Annotated in this window: 17 protein-coding genes and 1 other RNA gene; 7 read left to right on the top strand and 11 right to left on the bottom strand. The window is 44.9% G+C overall.

Features of this window, described 5'->3' with window-relative positions:
* Window positions 1-79: 79 nt before the first annotated feature.
* The 4 genes from ABDW02_RS19065 to ABDW02_RS19050 form a co-directional block, all read right to left on the bottom strand.
* Window positions 80-415, bottom strand: coding sequence for a hypothetical protein (locus tag ABDW02_RS19065; protein ID WP_343637460.1), 336 nt, complete (start codon window positions 413-415; stop codon window positions 80-82).
* Between the two features lie 32 nt (window positions 416-447).
* Complete coding sequence (locus tag ABDW02_RS19060; RefSeq protein WP_343637458.1) at window positions 448-1,155, bottom strand: DUF2243 domain-containing protein; 708 nt, start codon at window positions 1,153-1,155, stop codon at window positions 448-450.
* Window positions 1,156-1,694: 539 nt separating this feature from the next.
* On the bottom strand, window positions 1,695-3,146 hold the full coding sequence (locus ABDW02_RS19055) for a hypothetical protein (protein ID WP_343637456.1): 1,452 nt from the start codon (window positions 3,144-3,146) through the stop codon (window positions 1,695-1,697).
* A 73-nt stretch (window positions 3,147-3,219) separates the two neighbouring features.
* The gene (locus tag ABDW02_RS19050; RefSeq protein ID WP_343637454.1) at window positions 3,220-4,695 is read right to left on the bottom strand and encodes a hypothetical protein; all 1,476 of its coding nucleotides are present in this window, start codon (window positions 4,693-4,695) and stop codon (window positions 3,220-3,222) included.
* 155 nt (window positions 4,696-4,850) lie between these two features.
* On the opposite strand from ABDW02_RS19050, the gene ABDW02_RS19045 reads away from it, so the two are divergent.
* The gene (locus ABDW02_RS19045) at window positions 4,851-5,672 is read left to right on the top strand and encodes a rhomboid family intramembrane serine protease (protein WP_343637452.1); all 822 of its coding nucleotides are present in this window, start codon (window positions 4,851-4,853) and stop codon (window positions 5,670-5,672) included.
* On the opposite strand, the gene ABDW02_RS19040 is transcribed toward ABDW02_RS19045, so the two are convergent.
* Window positions 5,620-6,126, bottom strand: coding sequence for a histidine phosphatase family protein (locus ABDW02_RS19040; RefSeq protein ID WP_343637450.1), 507 nt, complete (start codon window positions 6,124-6,126; stop codon window positions 5,620-5,622). The two genes, ABDW02_RS19045 and ABDW02_RS19040, sit on opposite strands and share 53 nt — an antisense overlap.
* Window positions 6,127-6,235: 109 nt before the next feature.
* Here ABDW02_RS19040 and ABDW02_RS19035 point away from each other — a divergent pair, with 109 nt between their 5' ends.
* The 5 genes from ABDW02_RS19035 (at window position 6,236) to rnpB (ending at window position 10,065) form a co-directional block, all read left to right on the top strand.
* Window positions 6,236-6,811 carry an RNA polymerase sigma factor gene (locus ABDW02_RS19035; RefSeq protein WP_343637449.1) on the top strand — a complete coding sequence of 192 codons (576 nt, stop codon included), beginning with the start codon at window positions 6,236-6,238 and terminating at the stop codon, window positions 6,809-6,811.
* Window positions 6,808-8,055: a hypothetical protein gene (locus ABDW02_RS19030; RefSeq protein ID WP_343637448.1), complete on the top strand. Its 1,248-nt coding sequence runs from the start codon at window positions 6,808-6,810 to the stop codon at window positions 8,053-8,055. The genes ABDW02_RS19035 and ABDW02_RS19030 overlap by 4 nt, the downstream gene beginning before the upstream one ends.
* A gap of 29 nt (window positions 8,056-8,084) precedes the next feature.
* Window positions 8,085-8,498: a hypothetical protein gene (locus tag ABDW02_RS19025; protein WP_343637446.1), complete on the top strand. Its 414-nt coding sequence runs from the start codon at window positions 8,085-8,087 to the stop codon at window positions 8,496-8,498.
* A 58-nt stretch (window positions 8,499-8,556) separates the two neighbouring features.
* A complete protein-coding gene (locus ABDW02_RS19020) occupies window positions 8,557-9,633 on the top strand; it encodes a T9SS type A sorting domain-containing protein (RefSeq protein WP_343637444.1) in 1,077 nt (358 codons plus the stop codon).
* 15 nt (window positions 9,634-9,648) lie between these two features.
* Window positions 9,649-10,065: RNase P RNA component class A (gene rnpB, locus ABDW02_RS19015), an RNA gene on the top strand.
* A gap of 549 nt (window positions 10,066-10,614) precedes the next feature.
* Here rnpB and ABDW02_RS19010 read toward each other — a convergent pair.
* On the bottom strand, window positions 10,615-11,475 hold the full coding sequence (locus tag ABDW02_RS19010; RefSeq protein WP_343637442.1) for a hypothetical protein: 861 nt from the start codon (window positions 11,473-11,475) through the stop codon (window positions 10,615-10,617).
* 148 nt (window positions 11,476-11,623) lie between these two features.
* Between ABDW02_RS19010 and ABDW02_RS19005 the strand changes: the two genes are divergently transcribed.
* Entirely contained in the window at window positions 11,624-12,202 is a 579-nt protein-coding gene (locus ABDW02_RS19005) for a hypothetical protein (RefSeq protein WP_343637440.1), read from the top strand.
* Here ABDW02_RS19005 and ABDW02_RS19000 read toward each other — a convergent pair.
* The 5 genes from ABDW02_RS19000 to ABDW02_RS18980 form a co-directional block, all read right to left on the bottom strand.
* On the bottom strand, window positions 12,194-12,808 hold the full coding sequence (locus ABDW02_RS19000; protein ID WP_294672604.1) for a deoxynucleoside kinase: 615 nt from the start codon (window positions 12,806-12,808) through the stop codon (window positions 12,194-12,196). The two genes, ABDW02_RS19005 and ABDW02_RS19000, sit on opposite strands and share 9 nt — an antisense overlap.
* 198 nt (window positions 12,809-13,006) lie before the next feature.
* A complete protein-coding gene (locus tag ABDW02_RS18995) occupies window positions 13,007-13,819 on the bottom strand; it encodes a hypothetical protein (RefSeq protein ID WP_343637437.1) in 813 nt (270 codons plus the stop codon).
* Window positions 13,812-15,344 carry a GH3 auxin-responsive promoter family protein gene (locus ABDW02_RS18990; RefSeq protein WP_343637435.1) on the bottom strand — a complete coding sequence of 511 codons (1,533 nt, stop codon included), beginning with the start codon at window positions 15,342-15,344 and terminating at the stop codon, window positions 13,812-13,814. Before ABDW02_RS18990 ends, ABDW02_RS18995 begins: the two co-directional genes overlap by 8 nt.
* 57 nt (window positions 15,345-15,401) lie before the next feature.
* Window positions 15,402-15,542 carry a hypothetical protein gene (locus ABDW02_RS18985; RefSeq protein WP_294672613.1) on the bottom strand — a complete coding sequence of 47 codons (141 nt, stop codon included), beginning with the start codon at window positions 15,540-15,542 and terminating at the stop codon, window positions 15,402-15,404.
* A gap of 50 nt (window positions 15,543-15,592) precedes the next feature.
* On the bottom strand, window positions 15,593-16,303 hold the full coding sequence (locus ABDW02_RS18980) for a zinc metallopeptidase (protein ID WP_343637431.1): 711 nt from the start codon (window positions 16,301-16,303) through the stop codon (window positions 15,593-15,595).
* Window positions 16,304-16,346 lie beyond the last annotated feature (43 nt).

Raw genomic sequence — 16,346 nt, 5'->3', positions numbered from 1 at the left:
GCATAAAAACAAAAATGAAGTTTTTAAAATCGAAAAACCCCTTTTTGAGCAACGCTTTAGCAGAAATAAATGTATTTTTTTACGCAAAATCCTTATCGAAAAACAGGATGCTGAGCAGAATACTGATCACCGAAATGCCCAGGTAGAATGTAATCAATACGCCCGGTCTCCTGGAATTGATTCTGCCAGCTCTGAACAGTAAGTAACCGATCAGCAGGTTTGCCAAAGCCCACAGTACATTGACCAGCGGAGAAGAAAGACCTTGTCCCGGCGGATCTGCAAATGGAGTGGGGAACAGGTTTCCTGAAATTCCATTGACAAAGTGCGGAACGGCATTTGCGAGGAAGAAACCGGCAAAAAATGCGGCCAGGTAATGGTACCAGCGCAGGGTAGGTGTGTTTGTCCAATTTTCCATCTGTTGAAAATTTAATGTGAATAAATGAAATATTATCCGGTGGTAAGCGGAGTACGGTAATTGGAACGCCTGGATACCAGGAACCAGCCAATCAAAACGATTCCAACGGAAGCGCCCAGGAACAGGTAATTTTCGTATTCAGGGTTCAGGGACCGCTGGCGTACCACATGTAGTTTCAGCAAATGATGATCAATAATTCCTTCCACGAGGTTGAATAATCCCCAGCCAAGGAGCAATCCGCCTGAAAGTAAATACCCCGACCGGTTAATGTCTCTCCGGGATAATAATTTCCAAAAGAGTACCACACCGATCAGCACAACGATCCAGCAGAAAAAGTGAAAAACCCCATCCCAGAACATGTTGACACTTTTGCCCAGCAAGGAATCGGTGCTGATTTTATTGGAAAGCATTTCATGCCATTGCAGAACCTGGTGCAGCGAAATACCATCGATAAAACCTCCCAGGCCAATTCCCCATATCATGGATACGGTCATGAGTGGAACGGGATTAAGCGTTTTAAACGCAGGGCTTTGAAGGGTATACCTGCGGTATTTTCTGACAGATAACCAGCTTAGCAGCCAAACCATCAGTGCCAGTACAATAAATGCAGAAAGCATGATGACGATGTTGGGGTAAAAAGTACTGTCATAAATGGCTTGTTGCAGGGGTTTGTTGCAATTGATACACGCAATGGAATCGGTCACATAAAACAACGAACACAACAAACAGAACTTTTTCATAAGAATAGTATTACAAGTCCTGTCTAAAGTAGTTTTTTCTGCCTCCTGCTTTTTTATATCCTTACAGAAGAAAGTTGCATGAATAACAGATTGTTACCCAAATCCTGTTTCAGGAATTAATCCATCCTTCATTCGGGCTTAACTTCCTTCCAAAATCCCTGCGCTATCTTTGAAGTAACAAAAATACAGGAGGAATCATGAGAAGTAACAGATTCAAATTAATGGCTTTTGTAGACCGCACTTTCTGGTTGTGGCTGGTTGTCGGGTCGGTGATTATTTACTTCGGTTTCCGGTAAATCGATTTTACATTTGTGAGAAGGATGGGTTTGTGTACGAGAGCGATATGCCCGGATTTTTTCAAGCTATTTTTCGAAAATTTCAATTCAATTTTGCGTGGAAAAACGCAGCTTGCGTGTTCAATATTTAACTGTTTGATACTATATCCATACTTGACCTATACTTGATCCGTACTTAATCCATACTTGACCCATTTTTGACTGGAAAATGACGGTTGATTTTGCGCGGTTGTGAGAAATGTATTACTTCAGCAATTTCCCCAGTGTCACCTCGAACATCAGCTTATACGAATAAGCGTATGTTTTTACACCGCTTGCAGCATCACCCGTAATTCCGTTCCGGGAAACGTTAGGCGTGGTGAAGTCGACATTGTAATCCGTTGTCTTCGGCAGAGAGAAGCCGAATTCGAAAGCCAGTGCGAAGCGTCTGCCGTTCTTTAAGACATAATTCCCACCGGCTGATGTCACTAACCGGTCGTATTGCGAAGCCTGTATCCGTTGCCGTTCAAATTCATACACCGGAAACTTGTTGTAATTGAAATCGGTGTGTGAGCCCAGTTGCAGGTTCAATTGATCGGAAAGTTTGAAATCGAGCCCGATCCCGATATTGGTGACCGGTTTGTATGCTTCTCCGTAAGAAAGAAAAGCCTGGTTGCCGAAAATATTGGTGATCAGTACATCGTTGATGATGGACGGATAATGTTCGGTTTCGCTTTTTGCCCGGTGGATAAGATAATAGCTTTGCCCCAGGAACGTTTCCGCATTGATGTGCAGCCAGCATTTCGACCACAGCTGGGCGCTGATCCCGTAACTGAATGAAGTGGTTGTTTTGTGCTGTACCTTGCTCTTTTGAGCCCGGTCAATGACGGCAAAGTCAAAAGGAAGTACATCGGCCATATTCAGGGTAGAAATTTCCCGGTAAAAATTCCCTTTCCCGATAATGTTGATGGAAGGGAGCGTTACGGCCAGCCCGAATCGGAATTTCGGGTAATGAACCAGCACGGAAGGTTTGAAGATTGCTTTCACGTCCCAGTAATTGAAGGAGATGGTGGAAGCAAAGCGCGTAATCTGCGAAGAGGAAGTGTCGGGCGGTAGAACGGTAATCGAATAATTGTTGTAATACTTGGTGGTTTTGTAAGCTCCCATGTGCGAAAGTCCGAATGACAAATGCGTGTTAGCTGCGTAGGAAACACTCAACCCTGCCCAGTATTCACCCGTGTGAATTTCGTAAGCATAGGAAGAAACAAAGTTTTCATCTCCGGGCAATTCCAGGACATCGTACCGCCCGGAATTGTATAGATCCAGTTTGTTGTTGTAGACATTCCGGGAAACAACCATGTACCCGACGCGCCACCTGGGACGTTTGCGGAAAACAAAAATCCCTGCCATCATGTTGGGAACCGTTGCGTAATCGGTACTTTCCAGGTCCTGGTTTGGGCCAAGTGCATTTTTTTGTTTGAAAGTCCGGTATTGATAGGCGTTGATCGAAAAGGAAAGGCTGGGGGTCTGAACCAGCGTCATGGCTGCCGGGTTGTAGTAAACCATGGAATGATCGTCTTGTCCGCTCACGACAGCACCACCCAAAGCTGTGGCTTTAATCCCGAATTGGTCCGTCCAGTAGTGAAAATCCTGTGCCGACAAGACAAAGCTTAAACAGCTCATAAACAGAAGCAGTACAGTCTTATTCCGGTTCATGTTCCGAATTTACAAATTGAAATGTAAATTAAAACCTGAAAAATAAAGATGAATTAAAAACTTCCTCCCTGAATCACTTTTCGACTTTAATTTCATCTAAAATTTTGCCCAAAGTCAATTCAAGCATCAACCGAAAGGTATAGGATTGTGTTTCAACGCCACCTCCCGGATCGCCCATTAACCCATTCCGCCCTGCATTCGGTGTGGTGAAATCGATCACGTAATCTGTTGTTTTGGGCAGCGAAAACCCGAATTCCAGTACAAGAGCAGCTTTCTTACCGCCCTTTAAGTCCAGATTTCCTCCCATAGCAAAGACCAACCGATTGTATTGGGAAGACTGGATGTGTTGTCGTGTAAACAGGTAGACCGGGTTCCGGTTGTAGTTGAAATCCGTATGACCGCCAAATTGAAAGGAAGCCTTTTTGGACAGTTGAATATCAAACCCGATCCCGAGATTGGTAACCGGCCTTGCACCTTCACCATAATCCAGGAATTTTTGTCCGCCAAATAAGGCTTTGATGGTCGAATCACTGATAAACTCCGGATAGCGCTCTGCGGTTGTCGGATCATCATGGATCAGGTAATATTTTTGTTGCAGGAATGTTTCCGCGGTAATATTCAACCAGATATTTTTGCTTAGTTGTGCCGCAATTCCTAAACTGAAGGAAGCCGGGTTTTTCACCTTGACTTTGTTCCTGGTTGATTTGGAAGCAATAGAAATATCTACTGGAAGCAAGCCTTCGCCATCCAGGTTGAGGGTTGAAAATTCGCGAAGGAAAGTGCCTCTGCCCACAATGTTGAAAGTGGGAAGCGTGGCTGCAAAACCTACCCGGAATTTGGGATAATGAAGTAATACTGAAGGCTTGAACATGGCTTTTACATCCCAATAGTTGAAAGAGATATTGGACGAAAAACGGGTGTCCTGTGAGGAAGAAGTGTCTTGTGGAAGCACCGTTACCGAGTAATCATTGTAATAACGCACGCCTTTAAATCCGCCCATGTGCGTTAAGCCTACCGATAAGTGCTTGTTGATATCATAGGAAATCCCAAAACCAACCCAATATTCGATATTCCGGATCTCCTGGGCGTATTTGGAAAGAAATTTCTCCTCCCCCGGAGCGTCGATTGCATCGTATTTTCCCGAATGAAAGGAGTTCAGTTTGCTGTTGTGTACATTTTTCGACAAGAGCATATACCCGGCATGCCATTTTTTGAATTTCTTCGGTACCATGATTCCCGCGATCATATTCGGAACCACGGAGAATTCGGTACTTTGAATATCCTGTTCGGGCCCCAATGCGTTTTGTTGTTTGAATTTCCTGATCTGGTAAGCACTCAGGGAAAATGAAAGTGCTCTCTTTTCAACCAGTGTCATGGCCGCTGCATTGTAATAAACCATGGAATAATCGTCCAGGCCGCCAACAGCAGCACCTCCCAGGGCGGTAGCTTTAATCCCGAATTGGTCGTTCCAGTAATGATTGTCTTGTCCCAGTGAAATAACAGGCAATAAGCCCAGGACCAGAAGGAATAGTCTGTTTTTTCTCTTCATATTCCTAAATTAAACATTCATCTGTTACCAACGTTGATTAAAAACCGTAGGGGCATAAAATTTTATGCCCCTACGAGAGAATGACAAATTTTAAACGTATAAATGCCATTCTGTCAGGCTTTTATTTCCGGTTTGCTTTTTGACGTGGCCCAGCCGTGAGAACACAAACAAAAATACCAGGTTCAGCTGCTGAAGCGTTGATTTACCCGCTGCTTTTGCTTCTTCTTTGCTGGACAATCTGGCTGCTGGAAACGACTCCGGGAGGGGGTAATCTGGTGGAATGGGGGATTCGTCCGCGGCAATGGAGCAGTTGGAAAGGAGTGCTTTTCATGCCATTATTACATGATCCTTACAATGTGAAGCACATTTTGAATAATTCGCTTCCTACTTTCCTGCTTTTGGCTGCGGTGATCTATTATTACCGGGAAATCGCCTGGAAAGTTTTTGCAATTTCCTGGATAGGAACTGGATTGATTGTTTGGTGGATCGCAAAAGACAACGGTTCGTACCACATTGGGATGAGCGGTGTGATTTACGCACTTTTCGGATTCCTGTTTGTTTCCGGTTTCTTTCGAAGAATATTGGCCCTGCAGGGAATTTCACTCGCGGTCATCTTTGTGTACGGGAGTATGATTTGGGGAATTTTCCCGATCGAACCGTCCATTTCCTGGGAAGGCCATTTCGGAGGATTTGTGGTGGGCGTGCTGTTAGCAGTTGCTTACCGCAACCGTGGGCCGGTGCGTGCCAAGTTCCAGTATGAAATTGAAAAAGAACTGGGTATCGAACCTCCCGACCTGGAAGGAATGTGGCGCAGGAACCAGGAAGAAATCGCACACCGGCAATACATCGAACAACTCATGCGCGAACAGGAAGCTGTTTACGGGCCGCGGCCACCGATCCGGGTTATTTATCACGTAAACCCGATCAGGAAATCACCGGATGAGGGAGAAAGACCTCAGGACGATACTGGAAGATAATCCCCGCAGTGCCTTCACTTAAATACTCCCACGATTCAAAGGGAATAGCCAGGGAAATCATTTCAGAAGTACGCAAATGGATAAACTCCCCCGAAAGGTAACGGGCCAGTTGTGAAATGCCGTCGTTGTGCGCCACAATGGTTACAACGGGTTCTCCTTTGCCAAGAGCCTGAATCACATCGATGATTTCCGTATAAAAAGCATTGTATAAATCCTTCGAGAACTCGTAGTTGCAGCGTTCGGTCAGATGCTGACAAATAATAGATCGTGTTTGCTGTGTTCTGACAGCACTGGAACAAATAACCTTCCCGAGAGAGATGTGATGAGCCTGTAAATAATTGCCCAGGACGTTTGCCTGGGAGATTCCTTTATCTAAAAGTTCACGATCGTAATCCTTCCCGGTTGGTGATATTTGCTGGGTTTTTGCGTGCCGAATCAGGTTTAGTGTCAACATTTTTACTTAATTTCCAACCAAATGTAAAGATAGGACGTTATGTGTAAAAAGCAAGATTCAACTTTCAACATTTTGACTTGTTAATGAACAACTATTTGAACCCAAATACATGCAAGTAACCAAACAGATATTGTTGGGGTCCGCTGAGAATGATAGACGCTCGCAAAAAGTGCTCTACGAGTATTGTTACAGGCAATTTATACGCCTCTGCATGCGCTATTATTCCAACCATGAAGATGCGCGGCATGCATTGAACAACGGGTTCCTGAAGATAGTGAACGGCTTGCAGAATGTAGACCTGGATGAGTTGAACTTTGCAGCATGGGCCAAACGGATTATTGTAAATACACTGATTGATGAATACCGGAAAAATAAGAATCACAATCAGCTAATCTTAGCGAAAGAAACGGAAGCCGAGTTGGCGAATTCGGCGGAAAGGGTTGAGAATTCAGGAGCTCTTGAATTGAACTACCAGGAAATCCTGGATTTACTCAAGACAATCCCGCCCATTTCAGCACACGTTTTTACGCTCTACGTAATTGACGGGTATAACCACAAAGAAATCGGCGACTTGCTCGAGATTTCGGAGGGAACTTCCAAGTGGCATTTATCTACGGCACGAAAACTGCTGAGAGACCGGTTGGAATTGATGGAAAACAGGTATGAAAAACGCTTTGTAATATGAAATATTCAGATCGACATATCAGCGACGAGGAGCTGGATCAGTTGTTCAGAGATGCACATGCCTCTGAAGGACCTGAGGCGCTTTTTGTTCCGGAATTCTGGTCTGAAATGGAAGCCATGCTGCCTGCAGAGCCTAAAAAGAAACGCGGACTTTACTGGATTCCTTTAGCTTCTGCTTTTGTTCTGGCCGGAATCGTATGGTTCTATCCGTCGCATTCAGAGAAAGTAGACCGCTTAGTGCAGAATGAGAAACAGAGCGGGAATGAGAATGAAAAGCAGGATGAGGGACTGTTTGTTCAAAGCGGGAAAGAAAAACAGCTTCCTGTTATGGCCGAAAACTCCTCTGTTCCATCTTCTGAAGCGGCAGTAAATACGCAGCACATCAACACGTCTTTCAGAGCACCGGAAAAACAGGTACACACCCAAAGTCCGGGTAAGCGGATAAAAGCTTTTTTGGCTGAAGAAGAACCGGTAAATGCGATTGACGGAAACAACACTCAGCAAACGCCGGAAAATAGCATTGTTTTGACACCAAATCCCGAAGCTGATCCTCATACTGTTTCTCATTCTCATTCTGAATTAGACTCACTGAACCTGGAAGCACGTTACGAACGCGTTCCTCACGAAGAAATAGCCCCGCTTCCGGAAAAAACAGCCCAGGAATCCAATGAATGGTATGCAGAGCTGGGGCCGACAATCGGCAGATCTCCCTACTTGTCACCGGACCAGAAACGGAATGTGGTGGGCGGAGCAGTATTTGGTGGCGGTTACATCAAACGGATCGACAATGCATTTGTAAGTTTCGGATTACAAGGCCGTTTGGAAGGTTTCGGCGGCTTGGAATACCGCGAAACGAATTTCTCTCCGAATATCACAAGAACAGTTTCCGTGAAACAATTGTATTCGTTGGAAATTCCGTTGAAATTCGGTTATACCTTCAGACGTTCGGAATTTGCCGTGGCAGTTGTTCCGGGTGTGCAGCTGTTTATCCATGGAAAAGAACAAATTTTCGAGAACCAGGTCATCCAGCGCGAACGGACTTTCACCGGGAAAGTAGAGCATTCCAATTCCCTGACGATGGAATTCGGCTTGCAATACTATTACAACTTCAACCCGAAATGGGGTGTGGGTGCGAAAGTGAATGCAGATATCCTGCGCCCGTTCCATACGGATTACTATTTGGGTAAATCTGCCGGATTCCCTGTAAACGGCCAGATCGTACTGCGAAGAAGATTTCTGAAATAAGTCAGTGGCAGATTTCTATATTTGCCGATATGCATGCAACAATTTATTTCGATTGTACCCTGAGAACCAGGATGCAGGTAGCGATTATCAGAAAATGGCTGGATAAAATGGGAGATAAGGACCCGGAAAAGTCCTATCTTATCATTGGCGGTGAGGCTGTGAGTTATCATTTCAGGCACGGGAATGGAGTTGAAATATACATTGACCGCAACCAGACCTATCTGGAAAGCTGGATGGATTACGATCACTTTCGCTACATGCTGGAGTACAATGACGATGCCTTGAACCTGCCTGAGGAAGAAAGCCTCCAAAATGTGGTAGAAGCATTGGAATTGTTCTGGGAAGCCGGTATTCCGACCTTTGTGGCCGGGTACGATGATTACGATTTACCTTACAACGGAGGACTGGACGGACCCGTTCCGTGGCCGCAAACCGGTCAGTAAGAAACAGTTTTCTGATAATTCGGGAAGTATTCCTATATTTGTTGAAACTACTTTGAAAATGAAACATTTACTACTCCCGTTTATCGCTTTAAGCTCTCTTTCTTTCGGCCAGATCACATTAACGGATCAGCATTTTGCAGGACCGGATGAAACCTATATTTTCAGTACGCTGACCGATCCGACGATTGATTATGCAACCACAGGAGCAAATCATACCTGGGATTTTTCGACGATGGTTCCGCAAAGCCAGCGGAATTTAATTACACGTCCTACCACACAGTTGGCCGGAACGTCAATTTTCCTATTCGGATCTTTTGCCCCGGCACCTTATAAAGCTACTTATTTCAATGAAACAACTGATTTGCCACTGGACCAGGCATCTTCTTTTTTACCCATCCCGATTGATGAACTGAATGCGTTTACACGAAGAGCAGCTGACGGAGTGACTTCTATCGGGTATGAATTGGTGAGTGGCGGACAAGGATTGGGTTTCCGTTCGGATACGATTGAAACACGTTATGCCCTTCCAATGACTTACGGAAACAGCTACGAATCGAGAGGATACACAAACCTGGACCTGAACCCGATCTACGATGCAATCTGGAGACAGCACCGTCACCGTGTTTCGAATGTAGATGGCTGGGGAACAGTAAAAACACCTTACGGACAGTTTGATGCATTGCGCATTCACCACGTAATTGATGAATTGGACTCCATTTATTTTACGTTCCAGGGCTTTGGCATGTGGATCCCGATCCCGGTTCCATTGACGCATGAGTATGAGTGGAGGTCCACTTCCGATAAAGAATCCGTGATGAAAATCCGCACCAATGAAATCGGTGGAAACGAAACGGTAACCGCTGTTGAGTATCGCGATAATTTCAACGGATTGGGATTGACGGAAAGTGCTTTGAAAGTAGCTTTCTATCCAAACCCGGCAGTGAATGAATTACACGTTTCTACAGAAGAAAAAGCGGAGAATTTCGTGATCGTGGACCAGGCAGGAAGAATTTGGAAACGCATTTCCGGGACGTCCAAAGACCAGGTAATTGATGTTTCCGACCTGGCTTCAGGGTCTTATTCACTGGTTGTTTTATTTTCAACCGGCTATACTTCCCGAAAATTCATGAAATAAACGTAATTTCGCAGTTAAGCAAGCCGACTGTCGCTCCCGGGTTTACCGGGGGAGGAAAGTCCGGGCAGCATAGAGTAACCGTGCTTCCTAACGGGAAGGATCTATCCGGGAAACCGGATGGGTACAGAAAGTGCAGCAGAAAATAGGTAGCCTCCTTCGTTCTCCGGAACGTTGGCGGGTGATAGTGAAAAGGGGAGGTAAGAGCTCACCGTTCCGGTGGTGACATTCGGAAGCTAGGCAAACCTCACGGGCTGAAAGATCATGTAAACCAGGCGAGTAGGGCTGCTCGTTCTCTTCCCGACGATTCTGTCGGGATGCCTGGAGGGTAGATCGATAGACGCTGACGGTGACGTCAGTGCCAGATAAATGACAGTCAGTTCGGACGATTATTCATCCGGATGTACAGAACCCGGCTTATGGCTTGCCTTTCTTAAAATTCTCCTTGTACGCTTTTTTGTGCGCTCTCAGAACTGTTTCGATGGTTCCGCCCTGCATGGGTTTTCCACATAAAATAGTGTGGTATTCAACGCCGTCGAACTTGAATTTGAGGAAAGTGACGGATAATCCCAGCAATGAAAACGAACGCGCTTTTTTGATGCAGATAAATTCAAGCACAAAAGAACGTTCGGACAGGAGCTTTACGATTACCACGTTATTTTTAATGTACCCGGTTGCCAGCGTTACCCGGATAATCTTCACCCAAATGGTGAATACAATTGCCAGGCCTGCAGACGTTAGTAAAGGAATGGAAAAATGATTGGTCATTTGGATCGAAAGCAGCACGCACAAAGAGCTTACTAAAAGATAAGAGATGACAAGCAGTCCAAAGGCTTGTTTCCGGTTATCGGGGTTTAGCAGGATTCGATCCGTATTCATCAGCACGGTAGAATTCATAATAGTAGCGTAAGTTTGACTAAAAGTAAGCTAAATTTAAAATAGTCTTTAAATTTTAACAAATTAATTTTAAGTCACTTAGCAGGCCTAATGAATTTCAAGGGCACGGATCCCGAAATTGGGCTGAATGGTTTTGAAGGTAGAAAGCTGGTTCCGGTTAGAGGCTATCTGGTACTGGAAGCGGCAATAAAAGGCTACAAATTGCTGGGAAGCCACTTTATTCCGGCCGTATTTATAGAGACTGATGCTCGTAAAATTCGTCATGAAACGCTGGTTTTCTACCAGGTAATGAAAACATTTGGATTGGTTGGAGAGAAGGTCTTTGTTTGACAATTCCGCAACCTGACTCAAAGTGGTAATACTGCATTTCGGGTTCACAGGAGCTTTGCTTTTGACCAATGATGCGAACTTGGTTGTTTTTTCGAGTTTCGCCAGGTATGCACTTTCGTTGGATTGAATAGTGATTTTAGGACGAATGCTGTCTTTCCTGAATTTGTCCCAATTCATAGCGGTGCAGTTAGCTGCGGAATCTTTTGGAGTAATCAGGATTAGCGGATCGTGACACACCGGAACCCAAAAACCGTGGTTGTTGTTGAACTGGCGGTCCATATTCCGGAAGAAGCTGCGGTCTCTCAGCTGGCTGAACAAGCTTTGATTATAAAGACTTTCCCGCAAACTATCGGAAGATAGCAGGAGCACATCAATCCCGGTATTGAATTTATTTTTCCGAATCATCTTTGCGATCTCTTCGGTGGTTTGATAAACTACCTGTACGGAAATCTTTCCGGATGCTTCAAATTCCTTGATGATCAGGCTGTCTGCCGGACAATAAACATCCGTGTAAACAATCACCTTTTCGTGCACACTGGGTTTTGCTTCGTCTATCACGCAGGAATGAAGTCCTGTAAGCAAGACCGAAAAAAGGACGTAAATCTTCCAATTCAACATGGGTCAAAGATAGGTGATTGAATTGAAAAGTGAGAAGTTAAAAGTTATTTGCCGGATAGATTGTCAAAATGGGGTTTCTTTACACTTTTACCTTTGGATTTTTACCTTTTCAATTAGTTTGGCGTACTTTTGTAAAAAAAAGATTCCCGTGTCGAAAAGCAATTTAAATAAACAGGACAAGTTAAAGATCAACACGCTTTTGAGCGATTTGCAGAGCAAGGACGAAGTAAAGGTCGCGAGTGCCATCAAGGCATTTGCCATTCATGGTCATGCAACTGTTATCGAGCCGATTATCGAGGTGTGGAGATCGGGTTTATCGGCTGGAAATGAAGCGCTGGTTGTTGACTTGTTCCAGAGTTTGAAAGACACTTCTGCAATCGAACCTCTGATGGAAGCATTCAACGATCCGAAGAATGCGGACCTGCGCAGAAAACTGGCAAGCGCTTTCTGGAATTCCAAACTGGATTTCTCGGATTACCTGGCAGATTTTGTGCTATTCGGAATTGAAGGCGACTTTTTGGACGCGTTGGAAGTCATTACATTGATCGAGAACTTTGAAACGGTTGCTCCGGAATCGGCTATTTTGGAATCACAGTTATTGCTGACCGAATATTTCGGGCAAACAGAGAACAGAGACGAGCAGAAAGATGCGATCTTAACGGATTTGGCCATACTTTTAAAAGATTTCTCCGAAATGGAGGGAACGGAAGATTTGTTCTTAGAATAAACCGTTTATTTCCGCATCGATCGATTGAATGATCTTCCCTAAATCTTCCTGGTTTTCCGGGAAGCGGTTGTTGTCCACATCAATGATCAGTAATTTCCCGCTGTCGTAAGTAGAAATCCACGCTTCGTAACGCTCATTCAGGCGCTTTAAGTAGTCCAAACGGATACTTTCTTCGTATTCTCTTCCGCGTTGCTGGATTTGGTTTACCAGTGTCGGAACGGAAGCTCGCAGGTAAATCAACAGATCCGGCGCGGAAACAAAGGAATCCATCAGGTTGAACAAAGAAAAGTAGTTTTCAAAATCGCGGGTAGTCATCAATCCCATAGAATGAAGGTTCGGTGCGAAAATGAAAGCATCCTCGTAAATCGTACGGTCCTGGATCACATGCGTGGTGCTGTTCTTGATTTCCTGGATCTGCGTGAAGCGGGAGTTCAGGTAATAAATTTGCAAATTGAACGACCAGCGCTGCATATCTTCGTAGAAGTCATTGAGGTACGGGTTCATTTCAACATCTTCGAAATGCGTTTCCCAGTTGTAATGTTTCGCCAACATTTTTGTGAGGGTTGTCTTTCCTGAACCGATATTTCCTGCTACTGCAATATGCATAATCTACTTGTGTTTTGGGGCTGACTAAATTACAAAATCTGCCTACATAAATCGCCCTTTGTTCAAAAAAAAGTAGGTGTTCAATGCTTTCGCGTACCTGGTACTGTGTGATTAACGGAAATGGGTTGGTGGATGGCAGATTTAAGCGAACAGTAGGGGCGAATAATTATTCGCTCCTACTGTTAAATCCATTTTCAATTATTGAACAATTTTAAAACAATATAACATCGTCTGCGTCTGGATGTACAAGCGGTCGCCGGAAACCTCCATTTTCAGGATTTTGGAATCAAGGACATGATCCCCTGCGAAGAAAAAGGCCACAAATTCCGAATTGAGGTCAACAGTCTGGATGTTCTTCCCTTCTGCGATCAGGAAATAGTCCTGGATCGGGTAAATGGGTTTTCCCGGTGTGAGAGTTGCTACGTCAATGAAATTCCCGAACTGATCGAACCAGGCAACCTGGTTTTCCTCGTCGAACAAAAACAGGCGGTTGTCAATTTCCTGCATGTTCACGATGGATTTCATATTCAGCAGTCCTTTCACGTTTTGCACCTGTTGTCCCTGGCCGTTTCTGAGGGTGATCAATTCCAGTTTTGAATTGGGTTCGTCGTAAATCCAGATGCGGTCGGTTTGGATCGAAGCGCTCATGCTAGCTGCCAGGCTCACGTTCAGATCGCTCAGGTAAATACAATCGCCTTGTAATGCCAATGCATTGTCCAGAAAACAAATACTTTGCTGATCTTCCGAGAACAAAGCGATCTTCAAAGGATTTTGTGCATCGATTTTTTGGATGTTTCCCAATGATTTGATGCTTTCCTGGAGCATGATCTGTCCTTTTGCATCGCGCTTCTGGATGTTTTGATTCTGGTAAATAATGCTTTGATGGATCGGGTCAATGTCCCAGATGGCGGTGGAATCCAGTTCGAGGTGCCAGAGTTCTTTCCACGATTGCTGGCTAAACCCCAAACAGGGAAGAGCGGTGAGAAAGCATGTGACCCAAAATCTAAACATATTGAATGGTTTCGAACTCGGCTTCCTGCAAGATTTGTTCCACGATTTCGCGTGAATTCATCAGGCGGGGCACTTTGTGTTGTCCACCTAATTTACCTTTTTTTTGCAACCAGGCATCAAAGCTGCCCGATTTTAGTATGTGAAGCAAAGGTTTTCCCAAAGCCATGTTTTTGGTACGTTTGGCGTCGTAATCGGAGTTGACGGCGCGCAAAGACTCGTCCAGCAGAAACATGAAACGATTGATGTCATTGGGCTCGCGGTCGAATTCGATGAGCCATTCGTGCTTTGCCTGCGTTTTACCGTCCATGTAGATGGGTGCTACCGTGTATTCGCGGATGATGGCGTTTGTTTTGGAAGAAGCTTCCGTAATGGCATGATCGGTATTGTTGACAATGACTTCTTCACCCACGGAATTGATGAAGTGTTTCGTTCTACCAGAAAGTTTGAAACGGTAGGGCGTTTTGGATGTAAAACGGATCGTATCCCCGACAATGTATCTCCAAAGGCCTGCGTTGGTGGAAATAACCAGTGCATATTCTTCGCCCAGTTCTACCTCATCCAGTTTGCAAATGATTTTGGAATCGGTGTCTTCAAAAGCATGCATCGGGATGAATTCATAATAAATGCCGTAATCGAGCATGAGCAGCAATTCGTTGGAGCCGTCTACATCCTGGATCCCGAAAAATCCTTCGGAAGCGTTGTAGGTTTCCACGTAATGCATGTCGTCGAAAGGAATCAATTCCCGGAATGCCTGCCGGTAAGGTTCAAAACTCACGCCTCCGTGCATGAACAATTCGAGGTTCGGCCACACTTCCCGCAGGTTTGATTTCCCGGTAATCTCCAGTATTTTTCGCGCCAGTACCATCGTCCAGCTCGGAACACCGGCAATGATGTACACATCTTCTTCGATCGTACTTCTTGCCATGAGTTCGATCTTTTCCTCCCATTCCGTCATCAGGGCAATTTCTTTGGAAGGAGTTCTGCGGATTTCCGCCCACCACGGCAGGTTTTTCAGGATGATGGCAGAAAGATCGCCCTGGTAAGCATCATCTGCTACGGGAAGAACTTGAGCGCTTCCACCGACAATGAGGTGTTTCCCCTTGTAAAGCTTTCTGTTGGGGAAATTCTCGTAATACAGTGCCAGTAAATCCTTTCCGCCTTTGTAATGGCAGTCTTCCAGCGATTCCCGGGTTACGGGAATGAATTTGCTCCTTTCGGAAGTGGTGCCGGAACTTTTTGCGAACCATTTCGTGTCCTGTGACCAAAGCAAATGCTGTTCGCCTTCCATCAGGCGTTCGATCCACGGTTTCAGGGATTCGTAATTATTCAGGGGAACGAGTTCCTTAAAATCGGAATAAGACTGGATTTGATGAAAATGGTAGTGTTTGCCGTAGGCGGTTTGAGTTCCCTGCTCAATCAATTTTTCGAAGAGTTCGTGCTGAACATCCTCCGGATATTTTCTGAAAAGCTCGATCTGGTGCAAGCGCTTCCTGATTACCCATGCAAAAATTGAATTGAATGGCATAGCTGAAATTCAGTGAAATGAAAAAAAATAGGAGCCCGCCGCGGCGAACTCCTTATACTATCCGAATGCGTAAATAGACCCGATAATTGCTAAAAGGATCACAGTGTACACAAACCCAATTCCTACAGTTGAACTTTCGAAGAAAGTGTCATTCTTATCGTGGTGATCCGAATGATGTTCTGAATGGTGTTCTGACATAACTTCAATTTTTTTCCAAATTTAAGATTTTGTTTGAAAAAGGAAGCAAATTAATCGTTGTTTGTTCCAATTAATCTCAAAACATAGTAAAACATAGTTACAATGGCTCCCAGAGCAGCAACCACGTAGGTCGAAGCTGCCAGGTTCAGGGCTGTTTTGGAACGTTCGTACTCCACTTTTGTGGCTGTTCCGGAACGTTCAATCCAGTTGAGCGCTCTTCTCGAAGCATCGAATTCTACGGGAAGTGTTACCAAACTGAACAGCGCAATACAACCGTAAGCGATCACGATTGCCCAAAGCACCCATTTGATCGGGAAGGACTCAAACAACACCGCGCCACCAATGAAAGTGAGCATCATCAGGACGTTCAGGAACAACCCGGAAGCATGCTGAAGCGGAACGAGTTTGGAACGCCATTGCAATGGAGCATAAGCTTTGGCATGCTGAACGGCATGTCCGCACTCGTGTGCTGCAATAGCGGCAGAAGCGGCATTTGTTCCGTGATAAACTTCTTCCGAAAGATTCACGGTCTTATCCGCTGGATTATAATGGTCGGTTAATTGCCCGGGAACACAGGTTACCCGCACGTCGTAAATGTTGTAATCGCGCAGCATGCGTTCAGCCACTTCGCGACCACTTAAACGACTTTGAGAGGGAATCTTGCTGAATTCCTGGAATTTGCTTCTTAAGCGCCAGCTCACTAATAGTCCAATTCCCATGAAGACTAATCCAATGAGCATCGCAGGTCCAAAAGGTATCATCGATTTGAATTTTCCCTAAAGTTAGGCACAAAAAAACCTGCTA

This window comes from Fluviicola sp. (assembly GCF_039596395.1).
Classification (GTDB): Bacteria; Bacteroidota; Bacteroidia; order Flavobacteriales_D; family Crocinitomicaceae; genus Fluviicola.
The sequence above is the reverse complement of the archived record's forward strand: the minus strand, read 5'-3'. Positions and strand labels throughout refer to the sequence as shown.

Excerpts from the sequence above, each read along its gene's own strand:
- ABDW02_RS19065 (WP_343637460.1), bottom strand. The coding sequence starts at position 415 with ATGGAAAATTGGACAAACACACCTACCCTGCGCTGGTACCATTACCTG.
- ABDW02_RS19060 (WP_343637458.1), bottom strand. The coding sequence starts at position 1,155 with ATGAAAAAGTTCTGTTTGTTGTGTTCGTTGTTTTATGTGACCGATTCC.
- ABDW02_RS19055 (WP_343637456.1), bottom strand. The coding sequence starts at position 3,146 with ATGAACCGGAATAAGACTGTACTGCTTCTGTTTATGAGCTGTTTAAGC.
- ABDW02_RS19050 (WP_343637454.1), bottom strand. The coding sequence starts at position 4,695 with ATGAAGAGAAAAAACAGACTATTCCTTCTGGTCCTGGGCTTATTGCCT.
- ABDW02_RS19040 (WP_343637450.1), bottom strand. The coding sequence starts at position 6,126 with ATGTTGACACTAAACCTGATTCGGCACGCAAAAACCCAGCAAATATCA.
- ABDW02_RS19035 (WP_343637449.1), top strand. The coding sequence starts at position 6,236 with ATGCAAGTAACCAAACAGATATTGTTGGGGTCCGCTGAGAATGATAGA.
- ABDW02_RS19030 (WP_343637448.1), top strand. The coding sequence starts at position 6,808 with ATGAAATATTCAGATCGACATATCAGCGACGAGGAGCTGGATCAGTTG.
- ABDW02_RS19025 (WP_343637446.1), top strand. The coding sequence starts at position 8,085 with ATGCATGCAACAATTTATTTCGATTGTACCCTGAGAACCAGGATGCAG.
- ABDW02_RS19020 (WP_343637444.1), top strand. The coding sequence starts at position 8,557 with ATGAAACATTTACTACTCCCGTTTATCGCTTTAAGCTCTCTTTCTTTC.
- ABDW02_RS19010 (WP_343637442.1), bottom strand. The coding sequence starts at position 11,475 with ATGTTGAATTGGAAGATTTACGTCCTTTTTTCGGTCTTGCTTACAGGA.
- ABDW02_RS19000 (WP_294672604.1), bottom strand. The coding sequence starts at position 12,808 with ATGCATATTGCAGTAGCAGGAAATATCGGTTCAGGAAAGACAACCCTC.
- ABDW02_RS18995 (WP_343637437.1), bottom strand. The coding sequence starts at position 13,819 with ATGTTTAGATTTTGGGTCACATGCTTTCTCACCGCTCTTCCCTGTTTG.
- ABDW02_RS18990 (WP_343637435.1), bottom strand. The coding sequence starts at position 15,344 with ATGCCATTCAATTCAATTTTTGCATGGGTAATCAGGAAGCGCTTGCAC.
- ABDW02_RS18985 (WP_294672613.1), bottom strand. The coding sequence starts at position 15,542 with ATGTCAGAACACCATTCAGAACATCATTCGGATCACCACGATAAGAAT.
- ABDW02_RS18980 (WP_343637431.1), bottom strand. The coding sequence starts at position 16,303 with ATGATACCTTTTGGACCTGCGATGCTCATTGGATTAGTCTTCATGGGA.